Below are 17,505 nucleotides of genomic sequence, written 5' to 3'. Positions count from 1 at the left end.
CACAGGCGATTTTAAGCAAACTCAGTCGCTCTATTTTGAAAACAAATCCGCTGTCATTTTTCCTATCTTGTTGTTTTTTACCGTTATCACCTTAATGGTATTGGTACTGCAAAATAAGTTCTCAAAAATCGACTTCAACTGGTTTTTCGCCTTGTCTGCGCTGTTTCTTATTGTCTATATCGTACTACTATATACACGGATGTATCCACTATTATAAAGAATTCATTACTTTTGCCTACTTAATATATTCGATTTAAATGGACAGCAAAAAGGTCTGGAGCATTACGAAAAACATTTTTAAAGTCGTCGTGACATCTGGCGCACTCTATTGGGTATCCCGAAAGATTGATTTTGTAGAATTGAAGAACGCATTGGCAGATTGCAATTGGTGGTTTCTAATACTTGCCTTATTAAGTTATATCGTTTCGCAGGCGATAGCCTCCTCCCGACTCAATAGCTTCTTTAAAACCATACATTTAACCCTTTCTGAGCGTTATAATCTACGACTCTATCAGCTGGGACTACTCTATAATTTTTTTTTACCGGGTGGAATTGGAGGCGACGGGTATAAAGTATATTTCCTAAAGAAGAATCACGATATTCCGGGGAGAAAAGTATTAAGTGCGGTATTTTTCGATCGGTTAAGCGGCCTCTGGGCTTTAGCCATTATTATTTGTGCACTGGTTGTGTTTATGCCCCGTCTCGCTATTCCCCACGTCGCCGCCATTAGTGCGGTTGTCATTGGCACAATCTCCTACTATTCCTTTTTACATGTGTTTTTCAAGCCTTTCGCTAAGCGATTTTTTCAAACGCACACCAAAGCGTTGCTCGTACAGAGCTTTCAAACCTTATGCGCCATTTTTATATTATACGCGCTAAACTTTGACGGCAAATTTTCGCCCTACCTACTGATATTTTTGGTTTCTTCTTTGGTCGCAATTATTCCTTCCATAGGAGGTGGAATAGGTATCCGAGAGCTTTTTGCCCTTGAAGCAGCAAAATATATACAGCTTGAAGAACATACGGTAGTACTAGTAAGTTTATTTTTTTATGTAATTTCTCTGATTACTGCTACGTCCGGAATCTATTACATATTTAGGCCACAACGTCTAGGAGCCGAAAAACTACCTAGTGCAGCAGAAGTAGAACAAGAAATCGACAACGACAATACTAACGAAGAAATTTAAATGGCAAATATCATCATCACGGGAGCAAGCAGTGGAATAGGTTTTGAAACGGTTTTAGATCTCACTGCAAATAAAGAACATCATATCATTGCACTGGCAAGGTCTGGCGATAAACTTCGGAAACTTCATGAAATTGCTTCATCGCTCAATTATGACGGCGGAAAACTCTATCCGGCACAATTTGACATTGTGTACGATAACTATGCCGATTCTCTAGTACCGTTCATCAAATCAAAATTTGAAACGGTTGATATTTTGATCAATAATGCTGGGGCCTTAGTAAAAAAACCATTTTTGGAAACCTCTCCAGAAGAATTTGCTTTGATGTTACAGACGAATGTATTAGGACATGTAAACATGATAAAACACGTTGTTCCTATGATGACAAACGGAGGCCACATTGTAAATATAAGCAGTATGGGCGGCGTTCAAGGTTCAGCAAAATTTTCCGGATTGAGTGCATATTCGGCCAGTAAAGGAGCTCTAGGAATATTAACTGAATGTTTAGCAGAAGAATTTAAGGATCATAATATAAAAGTAAACTGCCTTGCTTTGGGATCCTCACAAACTGAAATGTTTGAAGCAGCATTTCCAGACTTCCAAGCGGGTACATTGGCTTTTGAAATGGGAAGATATGTAGCAGAATTTGCACAAAATGGCAGCAAATACTACAACGGAAAAATATTACCTGTTTCAAATACCACTCCTTAAATAAAAGAGGAGACACTTATAAGTTTGTAATCCAATCCGCCATATCAGACAATACGCGTTCATTAAATGTTTCCTTTATCTCCGCGTACTCAGCTACCCGGCCAGTTTGGGCCTGCTGGAATAAGTGATTTAGTCCTTCATATTCTTTTAAAACGGATTTAGGATTTCTAGGCAAAAGGCGGTGCAAGCTTTCTAAATTTCGAGTAGATGGCACCTGTACATCTAGAGATCCAAATGCAGCAAATACGGGTATTGTTATTTTTTTTAGATATTTTTCTGGTTCAATGCGCAGGAAGTAACGATAGGCGGGACTCACCATAGCTAACAAATCAGCATGTTCTGTAAATCCAGGCACCATCTTCATATTCTCCATTAAGCCCTTATAAGCTTCGCGATTATTTAAATCGCCTTTTACAATGGCGAAGTTTTTCTCATTTATTCTCCGGGCCGCCTCCAGGGCTGGCTCACTCATACCCGAAGTCTTTCCAATAGCATACAATTGATCAACCATCAACTGATCAATAGAAATAGCCGGGCCTGCCAATGACATGATGAAAGATAGGTCACGCATGTTCTGTCCAGCCAGAAGTGCAGCAATCAGACCGCCCTCACTATGACCAATAAAGCCAATTTTACGTGCGTCAACTTGATTTTGCTTTTTTAGAAAAGCTAATGCAGCAAGCGCATCCTTACTAAAGTCTCCTATTGTACTATTATCAAATTGCCCCGTACTCTTTCCGACACCTCGGTCATCATAGCGAAGCACTACAATTCCGCGTTGCGTCAGATAATCCGTGATAACCTTAAAAGGCTTGTGACCTGATATTTCTTCGTCCCGATTTTGCGCTCCGGATCCAGTCAATAAAATGACCGCAGGATATCTACCTGCCCTTTTTGGAAAAGAAAGCGTACCGGCAAGTTGCACATCGTCATATACATTCGTAAATACAACCTCTAATGTATCATATGGCTGAGAAGCACTAAGGTATTGAACAGGTTCGCCATATCCTAAACACGAATGGATCACCAAGAAAAAGATAACGTAAAATTGCTTCATATATTAAAGTCTAAGATTAACAAAACGACACAGCACGTCTGTTATTAAAACAATTAATACAATAACTACACCATGATAAAACTTCTTCGCATTTATAACAAATTTTAACCCTACGACGATGAGATAGAAAAAATAGAGCAACAGGACTAGGGAAATTAACGAAAAAAGCAACAGCAAAAACATATCCAAGGGAGTAATCGTAGACAATTTCATATCGCCATTTTCTATGGCCTTCAATACATTATTCGTAAGCTCTTTTGCAAAACTTATGGCGGAGAATAAGCCCATCGTGTATATCACCGTAAAAGAAACCAATACCACATTTAACACGTCTATAAACCTTGTTTTCTTATTGACGAAATAACCAAACGAAAACAACGATAAAGTCAGTACCAATACATTTATGAATAGATGGACAAAAACCTGAAAAAGGCCAAGCGTGTTTGTAGGGATGATCTTTAATATACCATGATAATCAAACTCTCCAAAATAAGCTAGGAATCCGCCGACAGCAAAGGACATCATGCCTACCGTCAACATGACATTTTCGGAATAATCGGTAAATGGATTTACAAACAATCTAACTATATTATGCTTCATCTTTGTACGGTTTATAGTGAGTTAATAATTCTTGGACCTTTTTGGGATACTGTGTGCCAACCAATATCGTTCGCCCATTTTTTAACACGATCCAGATGCCATAAAACCCCTTTGTGGTATATGCCACTCCCGGCCCACCGAATCTCCATCCCCATCCTCCATATTCCCAAGGAGAATATTTTTTAACATGGACTTTACCGATATCTTCCCATTTCCATTTTTTTTCTTTCCATATAAAGGGGATAAATCGAATATGGATCCCTTGCTCATTTATGCGCGTTCTTAATCGCATCAATAAAAACAGCAACGCAACGGCGCTTCCTATCCAAAATCCGGCAGAGAGATCACGCCAACCGGCATTACTATTAGCATCCCATCGAGCATATACCCCAAGTCCGATAATAAGGATAAATACCGACACTAACCACCAAGTCAAAAAATTCTGACTTTCCTTATACATCAATCTATTGTTCATTTTGTAACACGTTAAGTTTAACTATCAAATCATCTAATTTATTTCGAACAGTGGGATAACTCTTTCCCATCTGATTTGCCATTTCTTTCAGACTACCCGAATTCCGCAAAAACTGAAGAACAAACTCTTGTTCATCTACTTCCAGCAACATTAAAATCGGTAGACTGTATTTACCTAACACTTCGGTTTCACAACTTGAACAGATTAATTTCGATACACGCAGCTGTTCATCACAACTTGGACACTTAACAGGAAGCTTCATTATAATGAATTTATATATTAATATTGTTAAAACAAATATAAATAAAATTAAAAATATAATTATTATTATTTATAAATAGATGTATTTTTTGGAGTACGGGGCTAATAAAAATGAACCTTTAAATTAATCAAATTTCTTTTGTCGCTTGGACCGCGACAGGTCGACACTTTTGACCGCAAAAGTGTCCAAAACTCGTCGCTGTGCCGGCTCGACACGACGGTGCACCATTCCTGCTATTGTCGACCCGCCAAGGCGACATTTGTCCAGTTTGTAAGGGTAGTGCATTTATTATATTAACCTTATAATGCAGTACCATTTAAAGGACGACCTAGGTCGATGTAGCGTTAAGAAAGCTTTGGATTTGCGTTAAGAACAGATCCCCGAAGTGAAACGACTTGGAGCTGTTTAGTAAATCCAAAAGCTTTTAGCGTAACATTGACCAAGTCTTGGTTTTTGCTTCTTTTGGCCAAGCAAAAGAAGTCGTCCCGCGCCGGCGAAAGAGGCGCAAAAAAAAGGTTCCTTTACATCAACACCCCTTACTAACTACAATACAAAAGCTAATTTCCTTGATCCCTCGAAATCTGATTTATATGCCGTCGCTAAAAAAGTTAATAAATTTATCTAAGTTTGCGCCTTTATAATATATTATGAGAAAATTTATAGGCTATTTCCTAACTCCTATTTTTTACACCTGCTTTGCGCTGGCACTAATACTATTTCATCCGATTCAATGGTTATGTTTAAAGATTGGCGGATACACTGCACATAAAAAAAGTGTCGATATTCTCAATTTCTTTTTAGTAGCTTGTAATTATACGTTGTTCAATACGGTAACGTTTAAAGACAATAAAAATTTGCCGACCGGCCATCCGATTATTTTTGTTGCAAATCATCAAAGCACATTTGACATTCCATCACTCATTTACTTTTTACGGAGATTTCACGGCAAATTCATTTCCAAAGTAGAATTAGTGCACGCAAATATCCCCAGCATCTCGTTCAACTTGAAATACGGTGGTGCCGCAAATATTGACCGCAAGGATCCTAAACAATCCATTGCCGAGATACTTAAGTTGGCTAATAATATGAAGCAAAAAAGATGGTCTGCATTTATATTTCCGGAAGGCACCCGTACGAAAACGGGCGAAATGAAAAGATTTTCTGTTGGTGGAATTGCAACCTTGTTAAAAAAGAATCCGGATGCTTTGGTTGTCCCGATCGCAATAAACGGTTCCTATTTAATGGTGAAATACGGCATGTTTCCTCTCCGTCCGTTTACTCCAATATCCTGGGAAGTGTTAGAGCCATTACAGACGGCCGGACTAAATGTGGAAGAGATTGTAAAGCTAGCCGAAGATACGATACGACTGAAAGTGAAGCACAATTAATTCACGTTTCGGCCTTTCCAATCATATTTACCGATATTTCCCGCAAGACCGATATACACAATGTAAAAAGAATGTACAATTGATAATAAGGGCAAGAATTTCAACAATGAAGTACGTTCTGCGAAATTGGTAAGCGGGATCATAAACAGACCCTCCGCCATTATCTTCAATGCGAAAGCTGTTAATAAAACCCAATTGCAATACGGTAATTGAAAGATAAAATAGAACAAGGAAGCGATTAAAGCTAGGTTAAAAAACCAAATCGTTACACCCAGAAAAACAACTTTCTTGTCTTTATATTTTGTACTTTTCGACGCCCAACGTTTACGCTGACTGATAAAAGACCGTAAATCAGGTTTGGCATCTGTATATACGATAGCTGCTATAGCTTTACAAAAACCGATCCTGTCGGCATATTTTTCCGCTACTTTATGCAAAAAAAGCTCATCATCTCCAGAAGCCAGCTCATCAATACCGTTGAACCCGCCCATTTCATAAAACACATCCCTGCGGTAGGCCAGGTTTGCACCGTTACAAGTAGTAGGAGTTCCATTTCCAATACCCGCAGCCCCCAATCCAATCAGATACAGAAATTCCAATGTCTGCAGTTCTTCAAAGAAACTCTTCTCTTCAGAATAGATCACCGGAGAAGAAACCATATACGATTGGTGCTCCTCAAAATACTGCACAATAGTTTTCAACCAATTCGGCCCCATTCTACAATCTGCATCTGTTGTCACGATGATCTCTCCTTGAGACTTTTCAATCGCCTGACTGATTGCATATTTTTTATACGAATTCATGGTATCTCCGACATTAAGACGAATCAGCTGAACGCCCCGATCAGCATAAGAAGACACGATGGCAGAAGTACGATCGGTCGAATGATCGTCGACAACAATGATTTCGAGAAGGGATCTTGGAAACTCCTGAGCCAATAAACAGTCAATCGTGCGTGCTATATTTTGCTCTTCATTCCGCGCTGCGATTAAAATTGACACACGCGTACCAACATCTTTTGAAGAGTAGAAAAAAGGAATACCCGACCACCCTTTTCGCATGAAGAGAACTAATAAAACATAGATCCCTGCAAATAAGATTAATATAGAATTAAGAATTGTTGTCACCTAAATAATTTACATTCAACACAAAAAAAGAACCAATAATAGCCGGTAATATCAGATTAACAAACCAGATACAAGAAACGATAGCCATTACAGCAATCTCCTGTGTGGTAATGTAACTATACAAATTACTTGCTACGAAACTGCGGACACTAAAATCAAATATATCCAAAGAAGGGACAGCAGATTGCACAAAGAAAAGGATAAAAATCATCAATACCATAGAAAAAAAAGGTAATTCCGGCAAAAAGACCAACATAAGGATCACGTACTGCGAAGTAAAAATAAAAAAGCGTGCCGTAGAAATTAACAATACCCGCAACAATTCTTTCTTGGTAAAATTTTCCAGTATAGAAAAAAAAGATTTCACCTTATCCAAGACTTTTATTTTACCAACTATATAGTCTATCCAATGCACATTAAAATAAAGGATGATAAAAGCCGAGGCATAGATTAGCGCAATAACCCAAACACCGAAAGTAACGGACATCGGCGTTTCTAGAAAAGTAGAAACAAACCAAGCGATACTCAACGCACCAAAAACACTGGTTAACACCAGCTGACCAAAAAGACCCACACCCATTGCCACTGCCCCCTTAGCTCTGTTCTCTGGTTTCAGTAAAAGTACACGGCCGCCATATTCCCCGATTCGATTGGGTGTAAAAATAGCCCAAGTCAAACCACAGAAGACCGACTTTGTCGCTTTCCAAAAACCTATCTTTTCGATACCCCGGCTTAAAAAGATCCACTTTACTACTTCCAAAAACCAATTCACCAACATTAAGAGTATGATCAAGGCCATTGTCCAATACATGGTATCTGTATCCACTCCAGAGAGTAAACTTTTAAATTCAGCGAGGCTTTGTTGATTATTGACTTTACTGTAAATAAACCAAAATGCCAATCCTACGATGGCAATCTTAATGCAGTAATTGAGATATTTTTTCTGGCTTTTAGTCAACGCTTTTTCAAATCAAAGCACAATTTTACTAAAATTTATGTAATTAGATAGAGATATTAGAAAACAGCGCATCTATTTACGTAATATTGCACTATGCAAATGGAGAAAGCGAAGGAAAGAATCATACTAGGCATCGACCCCGGGACAGCTGTATTAGGTTACGGTATCATAAAAGAACTAGGGAGTAAAATTACGTTAGAAACTTTAGGTGTAATCAAAATGAACCATCTGGATGACCATGGATTGAAACTACAACGCATCTTCAAAAAAACAACTGCGCTGATTGAACAATATAAACCAGATTGTGTCGCTTTAGAGGCACCTTTTTATGGCAAAAATATTCAGGTCATGTTGAAATTAGGTCGCGCGCAAGGAGTAGCGATGGCGGCAGCCTTGAATTTCGACATCCCTATATTTGAATATTCCCCCCGTAAAATCAAACAATCCGTGACGGGACATGGCAACGCCAGCAAAGAACAGGTGGCGGCTATGCTACAAACGCTCTTGGGATTTAAAGAAACTCCCGAATTTCTAGATGCTACAGACGGCCTAGCGGTAGCGGTTTGCCATTCCTTCCAACAAAAAACGACCACTAGAGGCAAATCCTACTCCGGATGGGCAGCCTTTGTAAAAGATAACGAAAAGCGTATTCGCTAAAGCTTGACTTGGCGAATGACGTTTTTAACATTCAGTTCAACAATATCCGTCATCGTTTTACATTTATGGTAATTTTCATTTTGGTGAAATATCGCATACCCTTCTCTGAGTTGTTTAATATTTTCTTCTGTAGATAATTGCTGTGTTTTAGAAGCATCCCGTAAATCTTTAATACGGTGACGTTCGCTACGTACCCGATGTACAATAGAAGAACGTTCTTCCTGCTGATATTGCAATACTGTCTTTTCAGTCAGGTATTCCATAGACAGTTTTACATAGGGAAGGTTCTCTTTAAAAAACTGCGGCATATATACCTTAGAATTACCTTCATAAAATTGTTGGTCAAAATCAATTGCTCGAATCCGAAATTGAAAATCATCAAAGTCAGGTGTGATTTGCATAACAAAATTATAAGCACGCATATCCCCTAACAAGGAAATGATACAGCGTTCGTTAAATTTCACAAACTCTTTGGCAATACGTGTTTGATTATAATCAGGCGTATACATCCTCCCCTTACTAAATAAATCTCCAGGTATACCTACAATATGCTCCTCTACCAACGTATCCCGATCGTATATATAGTTCACCTGGTTAGGTGACAAAATCTCCTCCAATTCCAATCCATATATCCGCGATGCATCCGCCTGTTTAATGTAGAAATAATCGTACACATCATTCAAACGATTAACAATTCGGATTCGAAAAGGTCGCGTATTCCCGAAAGCACAATACTCTATGCGATCAATAATTTTATGTTCGACAATTCGCGTATTTCCTGAGGCTTTAAGTTGAGCGTAAATTATTTTTAAGCCATCGTATAATTGACCTTGAAGATAGGGTGGATAAAGAGGTGTTTCCCAAAAAGTATCCTGTCCAAACTTATCCATAACCGGTACCGTCTCCTGAAAATTCAACAGGTCAAAATAAGACATAGGAAGTTTCCCATCTCGTTGGTACAACTTGAGATATTTAAACAACCCGGGCCCTACGGGGTAGATCGGCTTCTTTCTAGATATCTTTACATCTTCGACTTCCATAAATTAAAACGAATTAACTAAGCTAAAGATACAAATTATTTAACAGGCGTTAAAGCGTAAACATGCGTATATCCTAAAAAATTTACAATTTTGAAACCTTTTTTCTAAGAAAATAGAAAACATTTAACGAATTTTGTTGTTATTTTTGCAAAAATCTTAATGACAATTAAAGGTGAATGATTGGACAAAAAAAAGAAGAAGCTCTCCGGGCGAAGAGCTTCAACGCTAACCAATTATAAACCTATGTTATTTTGAGGGAGTAACATGCATTTTTTTAAGAGATTATCATCATTTCATCTCTTTTGATAAAACAAATATACACAAACAAACAATTATTTGCAAATTTTATATGAAATATTTGCAAATTTTTTATACTTTTTAAAAAAAATAGGATTTTATACCAAAATAAGACCATTTTCATGGAGAAAAACTACACAAATTACGATTTAGACAATTTAGATGTCCAAATTTTATCAATTTTAATGGAAGATTCATCAATTCCATACACAGAAATAGCAAAAAAACTAATAGTTTCTGGAGGAACTATACATGTTCGCATGAAAAAGATGGAAGAATTAGGAATAATACATGGATCAAACCTAATTATCAACCCTCAGAAGGTTGGATTTGACATAACAGCCTTTCTCGGCATCTATCTAGAAAAAGGCTCGCAATATTCTGATGCCGTCGAACAATTACGGCAGGTAAAAGAAGTAGTAGAATTACATTATTGCACGGGACAATACAGTATGTTTGCCAAAATAGTATGTCGTGACACCGCCCATTTGCGCAAAGTATTAAACGAAGACATCCAAGGATTGAAAGGAATACAGCGCACGGAAACAATTATCTCTCTAGAAGAAAGTATAAAGAGGCAAATTACGTTGTAAAATACCTAACCGCGAATTCACGCATAAATGAATTCGCGGTTCTCCAAAGACGGATGTGCTAACCTGCCCTAGGCAAGATGAAGGTTTTTTTCGTAACTTCGCAACTGTATGTCTGATATTATACAATTACTACCAGATTCAGTCGCTAATCAAATTGCTGCAGGCGAAGTCGTTCAGCGACCCGCCTCTGCAGTTAAAGAATTGATAGAAAACGCTATTGACGCAGGAGCCCATCGGATTAAACTTATAGTCAGAGAAGCAGGAAAAGCGTTGATCCAGGTAATTGATGACGGTTCCGGAATGAGCTTAACAGATGCTCGACTTTGCTTTGAACGACATGCTACAAGCAAAATTCGAAAAGCAGAAGATTTATTTGCCATCCGTACGATGGGCTTTCGTGGCGAAGCTATGGCATCCATTGCCGCCATTTCACAAGTTGAGCTCAAAACCCGGCGTGAGGCAGACGAACTTGGAACAATTATACAGATTGAAGGGTCCAAAGTCATAGACCAATATCCCGAATCCTTATCGACTGGCACGAGCATTGCAGTAAAGAACTTATTTTATAATATACCCGCTCGGCGTAATTTTTTAAAAAGCAATTCCGTCGAGATGCGTCACATTGTAGACGAATTTCAACGCGTCGCGCTAGCTCATCCCGAAATATTCTTCAGCCTCCACAGTGATGGCAATGAAATTTTCCATTTAACTGCCGGCACCCTAAAACACCGGATCGTTCATCTTTTTGGCAACAATTACAATCAACGTCTCGTTCCGGTTGAGGAAGAAACTACTATAATTAATGTCAGCGGCTTTGTAGGAAAGCCCGAATTCGCAAAGAAAACCCGAGGTGAACAATTTTTCTTTGTCAACAAGAGATTCGTTAAAGATCCATACCTGCATCATGCAATTATGAATGCCTACGAAGAGATCTTACCAGCAGACTCGTATCCTTTATATGTACTTTTTATCGAGATTGACCCCTCAAAAATTGATATAAACGTACACCCCACGAAAACGGAAATCAAATACGAAGACGAAAAAGCCATCTATGCCATTTTAAGATCCGCAGTAAAAAGGTCATTAGGAAGATATAATATTGCCCCTTCTTTGGACTTCAATCAGGAAACCAGCTTTACCAACTTCATCACACAGAAGCCGTTGGACGAGATCCAAATGCCTACTATTTCGTTTAATCCAAACTTTAACCCCTTCGAATCCGATTATTCTACTGCAGCTTCGCGATCCAATAGTTATGCTGTAGGATTAGAAAAAAAGACCGGTATTCCGCAGAATTGGGACACGCTCTATCAGATTACTGAGCAGGAATCTGCAAAACAGCTCCCCCTACTCCCTTTTGATAAAGATCAAGCTGACGATAAGAACATATTAACGTCAGAAAGCAGAAAGCAATTTTTCCAAGTTCACAACCGCTATATCGTTTCTCAAATTCATTCGGGCTTCCTGTTGATTGATCAGCAAGCGGCACACGAACGCATCTTATTTGAGCAATACAAAGAACAATTGGATCAGAACAAGGGATCGAGCCAACAAAGTTTGTTTCCGCAGACCGTAGAACTCAGTGTTGGAGATTTCGAATTGATGACTGACCTCTTACCAGAGTTACATACCTTAGGCTTTCAACTGAGACCTTTCGGAAAAACTACGTATATTGTGGATGGAATTCCGGCAGATTTAGGTAACAACGTGAATGAGGCCAAAATTATTGAACAGCTTTTGGAAGATTTCAAAAACAATAAGTCTGAATTAAAGCTTAATAAAAGAGAAAATCTCGCCCGCAGCCTTGCAAAAAGTGCCGCGTTGAAAAGTGGGACAGCCCTTGACAATGAATCTATGGCAGATTTGATTGACAAATTATTTGCATGTGAAAGTCCAAATATATCTGTTCATGGAAAACCAACGTTAATCACGTATACGTTACAGGAGCTTATGGAACGATTTGACAAAATGCAGTAGAACACTATACTTTATATATGAATAACCTATTTTCAAATTTAACACCGGTTGTAAAAAACCTGCTTATTATAAATATTATCTGTTTCGTGGGATCAATGATTTTCGAACCTGCCAACAAATTATTCGGTGTTTATTACCCCGACTCGCCCTCTTTTCAAATTTGGCAGATTATCACCTATATGTTTATGCACGGAGGAATTGGTCACATTTTCTTTAATATGTTTGCGCTTGTTATGTTTGGGCCAATCATTGAGCGGGTGTTCGGTTCCAAACGATTCTTAAATTACTATATCATTTGCGGTTTAGGCGCCTTGGTATTACAATATGGTGTTCAGGCTTGGGAAGTAAACGAAATACTCGGTTCTCCGTTTGGCAAACACCAAATGGTTTATCATAGCGAAGGGAACTTTTCTGGATACATACCTGGTCCATCGCTAAACCATCTTTCCCAATCGGATTTCAACACACTCGTATCAATTTACAGCGGCCCCATGGTAGGTGCCTCAGGAGCAATCTATGGCTTGTTGCTCGCTTTCGCGATGCTATTTCCTAATTTAGAATTACAATTACTCTTTATTCCTGTACCGATTAAGGCAAAATATTTTGTACCTGGATTAATTTTGATCGAAATATATTTGGGGTTCTCTCAATCCGGGTCTTCTATTGCGCATCTTGCCCACGTAAGTGGGGCTCTATTTGGCTTTCTCTTGATCAAAATTTGGGGAATAAAAAGAGGTTATTATTAATAATGTATAAAAATCTAACGATATGCATATGAAAGAGAATGTCTTAAAATCCTTTTGGAGAGACACCTATGCTACCTCTTCTCCTATACCATATATCATCACAATACAGGTTGTATTATTTGTCTTGACCCACGTTGTCGATCTATTGAGTTTTTCGGACATCGTCTCGAGCAATTTATATGATAATGTCGTTGCCAAGCTTAGCCTTCCAGTATCATTTGCTAAGTTTTTGTCACAGCCTTGGTCATTAATCACACACCCCTTTATTTACCAAGGGTTGTTCAATATACTTTTTGATTGTCTGTGGTTGTATTGGTTTGGAAACATATTTTTAAGCTTCCTTAATAGAAGACAATTTTTATATGTTTTCATCGCAGGATTGTTGCTGGGCGGTATTGCCTATCTGTTGGTAGGGAATATTCCTTTTTTGGCAAATCATCCCGAAAATCAACTGAACACTAATGCTCTTGGTCTCGCTGCTCTCATCAGTGCCACGGCACTGCTATTACCCACTTACGAAATACGGGTTTTTATTATCGGCAACATACGACTCCGCACCATAGCTATTATTTATCTTGGTCTCCAATTTGGATTTTACGTTATCTCCAACCAACCAGCGGCGATAGCATATCTAGGTATGGTTTTATTCGGTTTAGCGTTTATGCGCGAATTAAGAAAAGGTCATGATTGGAGCAGTTTTTTTCATAAAAAGTTCGCACGCCGCACTTTAAAGATCGTCCATAAGAACGAGAATGCTAAAAACACACCTTCGCACAAGAAAAGCTATTCGGAAATACCGAATCAGGAAACTATAGACCAGATATTGGATAAAATTTCAATGAACGGGTATGAAAGTCTGACTTCAAGCGAAAAAGAAATATTATTCAAAGCAAGTAAGCAAGATCAATAATGTCGAAAGAAAGAGTTCTTCGTCAAAAGCTAGGCTTTTTTAGCAAATCTATCTTTACCGCTAATCTATTTGCAGTAATGGCTTTAATCTTGAGTTATTCTGCCTCTTATCTTGATCCACAATCTTTTTGGCCGATAGCCTTTTTCGGCCTGGGCTATCTTCCAATTTTAATCATCAATTTGGGGTTTATCGTCTTTTGGTTTCTAAGAAAACGACGTTACATGTTACTGAGTTTGGTTCCTATACTAATGGGTTGGAATCTGATGAGCAAACATATTAATTTCAAGAATAAAAACGAAAAAATAACCTCTAAATCCGATACGAATCTGCGTGTGATGAGTTTCAATGTACATCTTTTTGAAAAAGAAGACAATAATAAAGAAACATTCAAATCCGAGGCCATTGAACTGGTCAACACGGTAAATCCAGATATTGTCTGTTTTCAGGAATTTTACAGTAAACTAAAAGGAAAGGCACAATTCTCAAAAATATTGAAGGAGGAAGGTAATTTTGAAGGATACTATTTCGAACCTGCGTCGCAAAACGATCATGAAGGATACGGTCAGGCAATTTTCTCAAAGTATCCTATCATAAATCGCGGCACCATACTCCAAAACGAGTACGGCATTAACCGTATTATCTTTGTCGATGTACGCCGCGAAATTGATACCTTACGAATTTACAATGTACACTTGCGCTCCTTTGCCTTACAGGATGAGGACAAAGAATTTATTCAAAAACCAACGGGTCAAAAAGTGAAAGACGAAGAAACAACAAAGCGTGTAGGAAGAAAGCTAAAACAGGCATTTACACACCGGAGTGAACAGGCAAAATCACTTCGTGCACATATTGACACCTCCCCCTATCCAAGTATAGTGATGGGAGACTTTAATGACACCCCCATGTCGTATAGTGTAAATATAGTTGGTAAAAACATGAATAATGCATTTCAGGAAAAAGGCTTTGGATGGGGCGTAACGCATTATGCTATGCTCCCTATATTTCAAATAGATTATATTTTGTGCGGCAAAAAATTCAACATTGACAACTATGGTATTGTGAAGGAACGATTTTCAGATCACTACCCGATCTGGGCAGATGTTAATCTTTAACCGGATCGGTGGCAGTCAATATACGAATAGCCTGTTCGACGTAATCGTCATATCTATTCTTAACTTTGAAATATGCCTCTCTTCCAAAATAATACCTCCCGACTATTGCTTCAATATCTGATTGAATAAGCTCCAATAAATCTCTCCCTTTGCGATCATCAATTATTATATCCCTGTCCTTTAAATACGCTAGAAAAGCAGTGTATTCTTGCTGAGGCAAATGATATCCTTGTAAAAAATTTTCAATAGAATACGCCGGCAACCTCTTCGTAAAACGCTCATAAACAAACTGTTCCAAATAACTCGATTGCGCTATCCGTTGGTATAATACACTGACGGCATTCGAATCAATAGAAATTTCGACATCCGGACTTATCCCTCCGCCACTAAATAGTTCTCTCCCTGCCAACGTTTTATAGGTCTGTGCGTGCGCAAAGGTAGTGTCCAATACCCATAACCCGTTATACATGCTCGAATAATCGATCATACTCGACCAATTGGCGGTATATTTTTTCTGAATACTTCTACCCAAAGGGGTATAATATCTTGAAATACTTAAATTAACCCGGGATCCATCTGAAAAATCAAATTGCTCCTGAACGATCCCTTTCCCGTACGAGCGTCTCCCCACAATCGTTCCGCGATCCCAGTCTTGTACGGCGCCTGCTACAATTTCGGACGCTGAAGCGGTATGTTCATTTATGAGAACAACCAATTTACCATCTGCATAAACCCCATTTTCATCCGAAAAATACTCCCTTTTGTCCTCATGAGCGCCCTTAGTGTACACCAACACCTTCTGTTCATCAAAGAATTCGCTAGCCAATCTAATGGCAATGTGAAAATATCCACCGCCATTATCACGTAGATCGAGAATAAGATTTTGAACACCTTGTTTTTTTAGCTCCGTTATGGATTTTTTAAAATCCTCAGCTGTCTTCAACCCAAATCGACGTACTTTAACATAACCCACTGTTGGCTTAATGAGGTAGGCAACATCAATGGAGCTTACACTTACTTGATCTCTTATAACTTTATAGGGAAATGGCACCAATACACTATCACGAATTACCTGGAGTCTTACGCGAGAACCTTTCTTCCCACGGATCAATTTTTCAACCACTTTTTGCCCGATATTCCTGCCCGAAACTTGAATAGAATCGATGGTTATGATACGATCACCCACCTTTAATCCCGCTTTTTCAGAAGGTCCATCTGTAATAAGCCCTACGACCAGCAACGTATCATTTAAATTAAAATATTCCAAACCAATTCCTTCAAATGTACCTTCCAAAGCTTCACTTTGGGCTTGAGACTCATTCGCCAACAAGTAATTAGAATAAGGATCCAAATGCGAGACGATGTGGTTGATGGCACCATTCTGAAGCGAATCTAGATTTAGGCTGTCGACATAGCTATTGGAAAGCAGGTCTAATACCTGTTGTATTTTATACGAATTGTCCGAAAAACCAATAGGTACTAAAGCGCTGCTTGGATTCTTACCCTGTTGATCGGCATAATTTTGCCCCAAGATAAGCCCAAGTAATAATGTAGCTCCATAAGTAGCAGCTACGAAAATATTACGTCTAGTACCTTTTTGCATGTAAACAAATGAGACTGCAAAAGTAATTAGTTATTTTAATTTCTTCAGCAAGATTAATTAACTTTATCCTACAAAATGAGTTCCAAACTGTTTTAGAGAATGAATAGCTTGGAACAGTACAAACTTAATCAAAAAACAATACGTGCACGAAATAGAACCATATTACAATTGGCGCCATGATTATATTTCATCAGAGGATGAGCGTTCGCCCTTTTATGGAACAGTTCATAATGAATTTGAATATGACAAACAGATTTACAATTTTCTATTACACCCACAATGGGATCATTTCGGATCGCAAACCCTTTATTTAAAAGTTCTTTATGTAGATTACGATCGTAGATATACCGTGATTGAGTTCATGGGCGAATGGAATGACACCATTTACAATGATATTATGACACTGAAACGAGAAGTGATAGACCTCATGATTGGTGAGGGCATCACCAAATTTATACTCATCGGTGAAAATGTGCTGAATTTTCATGCTTCAGACGATTCTTACTACGAAGAATGGTTTCAGGATATCGAAGATGGGTGGATTGCAGCTCTTAACTTTAGAGCACATGTGATTGAAGAATTTAAAACACATAATATCGACTATTTTATAAACTTTGGAGGCGTATTTGACCAAATGCCTTGGCGTACCTTAAAACCCAAACAATTGTACCATCATGTCAACGAGCAGCTCTCCAAACGATTGGGCACATAATTCACTAATTTTTATGTTTGTGTTTTGAATTCCGTAACTTTGTCTTGATATTATGTACGCGCATTTAGATATTAGCGAGCAAGAAACTGGGAT

General features: G+C 38.3%; 18 protein-coding genes. 10 read left to right on the top strand and 8 right to left on the bottom strand.

Annotated features, from left to right (window positions below):
* Positions 1-257: 257 nt before the first annotated feature.
* Together C4F40_RS01360 and C4F40_RS01355 are read left to right on the top strand one after the other, a co-directional pair.
* Complete coding sequence (locus C4F40_RS01360; protein ID WP_196937577.1) at positions 258-1,187, top strand: lysylphosphatidylglycerol synthase transmembrane domain-containing protein; 930 nt, start codon at positions 258-260, stop codon at positions 1,185-1,187.
* Entirely contained in the window at positions 1,188-1,898 is a 711-nt protein-coding gene (locus C4F40_RS01355; protein WP_196937576.1) for an SDR family NAD(P)-dependent oxidoreductase, read from the top strand. It begins immediately after the preceding gene.
* 16 nt (positions 1,899-1,914) lie between these two features.
* Here C4F40_RS01355 and C4F40_RS01350 read toward each other — a convergent pair whose 3' ends face one another.
* Genes C4F40_RS01350 through C4F40_RS01335 form a run of 4 tightly spaced genes read right to left on the bottom strand, consistent with a single transcriptional unit; the run spans position 1,915 to position 4,292 of the window.
* On the bottom strand, positions 1,915-2,955 hold the full coding sequence (locus C4F40_RS01350) for an alpha/beta hydrolase family protein (protein WP_196937575.1): 1,041 nt from the start codon (positions 2,953-2,955) through the stop codon (positions 1,915-1,917).
* 3 nt (positions 2,956-2,958) lie between these two features.
* Positions 2,959-3,555, bottom strand: a complete 597-nt coding sequence (locus C4F40_RS01345; RefSeq protein ID WP_196937574.1) for a hypothetical protein — start codon at positions 3,553-3,555, stop codon at positions 2,959-2,961.
* Positions 3,545-4,030, bottom strand: a complete 486-nt coding sequence (locus tag C4F40_RS01340) for a hypothetical protein (protein WP_196937573.1) — start codon at positions 4,028-4,030, stop codon at positions 3,545-3,547. The genes C4F40_RS01345 and C4F40_RS01340 overlap by 11 nt, the downstream gene beginning before the upstream one ends.
* Positions 4,020-4,292, bottom strand: coding sequence for a DUF2089 family protein (locus tag C4F40_RS01335; RefSeq protein ID WP_231389882.1), 273 nt, complete (start codon positions 4,290-4,292; stop codon positions 4,020-4,022). The genes C4F40_RS01340 and C4F40_RS01335 overlap by 11 nt, the downstream gene beginning before the upstream one ends.
* Before the next feature lie 647 nt (positions 4,293-4,939).
* Between C4F40_RS01335 and C4F40_RS01330 the strand changes: the two genes are divergently transcribed.
* The gene (locus C4F40_RS01330; protein WP_196937572.1) at positions 4,940-5,680 is read left to right on the top strand and encodes a lysophospholipid acyltransferase family protein; all 741 of its coding nucleotides are present in this window, start codon (positions 4,940-4,942) and stop codon (positions 5,678-5,680) included.
* On the opposite strand, the gene C4F40_RS01325 is transcribed toward C4F40_RS01330, so the two are convergent.
* Positions 5,677-6,741: a glycosyltransferase family 2 protein gene (locus tag C4F40_RS01325; protein ID WP_196937571.1), complete on the bottom strand. Its 1,065-nt coding sequence runs from the start codon at positions 6,739-6,741 to the stop codon at positions 5,677-5,679. The two genes, C4F40_RS01330 and C4F40_RS01325, sit on opposite strands and share 4 nt — an antisense overlap.
* Before the next feature lie 49 nt (positions 6,742-6,790).
* Positions 6,791-7,765 carry a lysylphosphatidylglycerol synthase domain-containing protein gene (locus C4F40_RS01320; RefSeq protein WP_196937570.1) on the bottom strand — a complete coding sequence of 325 codons (975 nt, stop codon included), beginning with the start codon at positions 7,763-7,765 and terminating at the stop codon, positions 6,791-6,793.
* 93 nt (positions 7,766-7,858) lie between these two features.
* On the opposite strand from C4F40_RS01320, the gene ruvC reads away from it, so the two are divergent.
* Positions 7,859-8,422, top strand: a complete 564-nt coding sequence (ruvC, locus tag C4F40_RS01315) for a crossover junction endodeoxyribonuclease RuvC (RefSeq protein ID WP_196937569.1) — start codon at positions 7,859-7,861, stop codon at positions 8,420-8,422.
* On the opposite strand, the gene C4F40_RS01310 is transcribed toward ruvC, so the two are convergent.
* Positions 8,419-9,462, bottom strand: a complete 1,044-nt coding sequence (locus tag C4F40_RS01310) for a hypothetical protein (protein ID WP_196937568.1) — start codon at positions 9,460-9,462, stop codon at positions 8,419-8,421. The two genes, ruvC and C4F40_RS01310, sit on opposite strands and share 4 nt — an antisense overlap.
* 419 nt (positions 9,463-9,881) lie before the next feature.
* Between C4F40_RS01310 and C4F40_RS01305 the strand changes: the two genes are divergently transcribed.
* The 5 genes from C4F40_RS01305 to C4F40_RS01285 all read left to right on the top strand — a co-directional run bounded on the left by C4F40_RS01305 (position 9,882) and on the right by C4F40_RS01285 (position 15,097).
* Complete coding sequence (locus C4F40_RS01305; protein ID WP_196937567.1) at positions 9,882-10,352, top strand: Lrp/AsnC ligand binding domain-containing protein; 471 nt, start codon at positions 9,882-9,884, stop codon at positions 10,350-10,352.
* A gap of 108 nt (positions 10,353-10,460) precedes the next feature.
* Positions 10,461-12,329, top strand: coding sequence for a DNA mismatch repair endonuclease MutL (gene mutL / locus C4F40_RS01300; RefSeq protein ID WP_196937566.1), 1,869 nt, complete (start codon positions 10,461-10,463; stop codon positions 12,327-12,329).
* Positions 12,330-12,346: 17 nt separating this feature from the next.
* Positions 12,347-13,075 (top strand): rhomboid family intramembrane serine protease, encoded by a 729-nt coding sequence (locus C4F40_RS01295; RefSeq protein WP_196937565.1) that lies wholly within the window; start codon positions 12,347-12,349, stop codon positions 13,073-13,075.
* A 28-nt stretch (positions 13,076-13,103) separates the two neighbouring features.
* On the top strand, positions 13,104-13,985 hold the full coding sequence (locus C4F40_RS01290; RefSeq protein ID WP_196939228.1) for a rhomboid family intramembrane serine protease: 882 nt from the start codon (positions 13,104-13,106) through the stop codon (positions 13,983-13,985).
* Positions 13,985-15,097 (top strand): endonuclease/exonuclease/phosphatase family protein, encoded by a 1,113-nt coding sequence (locus C4F40_RS01285; protein WP_196937564.1) that lies wholly within the window; start codon positions 13,985-13,987, stop codon positions 15,095-15,097. The genes C4F40_RS01290 and C4F40_RS01285 overlap by 1 nt, the downstream gene beginning before the upstream one ends.
* On the opposite strand, the gene C4F40_RS01280 is transcribed toward C4F40_RS01285, so the two are convergent.
* Positions 15,087-16,700, bottom strand: a complete 1,614-nt coding sequence (locus C4F40_RS01280; RefSeq protein ID WP_196937563.1) for a S41 family peptidase — start codon at positions 16,698-16,700, stop codon at positions 15,087-15,089. The genes C4F40_RS01285 and C4F40_RS01280 overlap by 11 nt on opposite strands.
* A 142-nt stretch (positions 16,701-16,842) precedes the next feature.
* On the opposite strand from C4F40_RS01280, the gene C4F40_RS01275 reads away from it, so the two are divergent.
* Positions 16,843-17,412 carry a hypothetical protein gene (locus tag C4F40_RS01275; protein ID WP_196937562.1) on the top strand — a complete coding sequence of 190 codons (570 nt, stop codon included), beginning with the start codon at positions 16,843-16,845 and terminating at the stop codon, positions 17,410-17,412.
* Positions 17,413-17,505 lie beyond the last annotated feature (93 nt).

Source organism: Sphingobacterium pedocola (genome assembly GCF_015209965.1).
GTDB classification, from domain to species: domain Bacteria; phylum Bacteroidota; class Bacteroidia; order Sphingobacteriales; family Sphingobacteriaceae; genus Sphingobacterium; species Sphingobacterium pedocola.
Note: the sequence above shows the minus strand (reverse complement) of the source record. Positions and strands in the feature narration are given on the sequence as shown.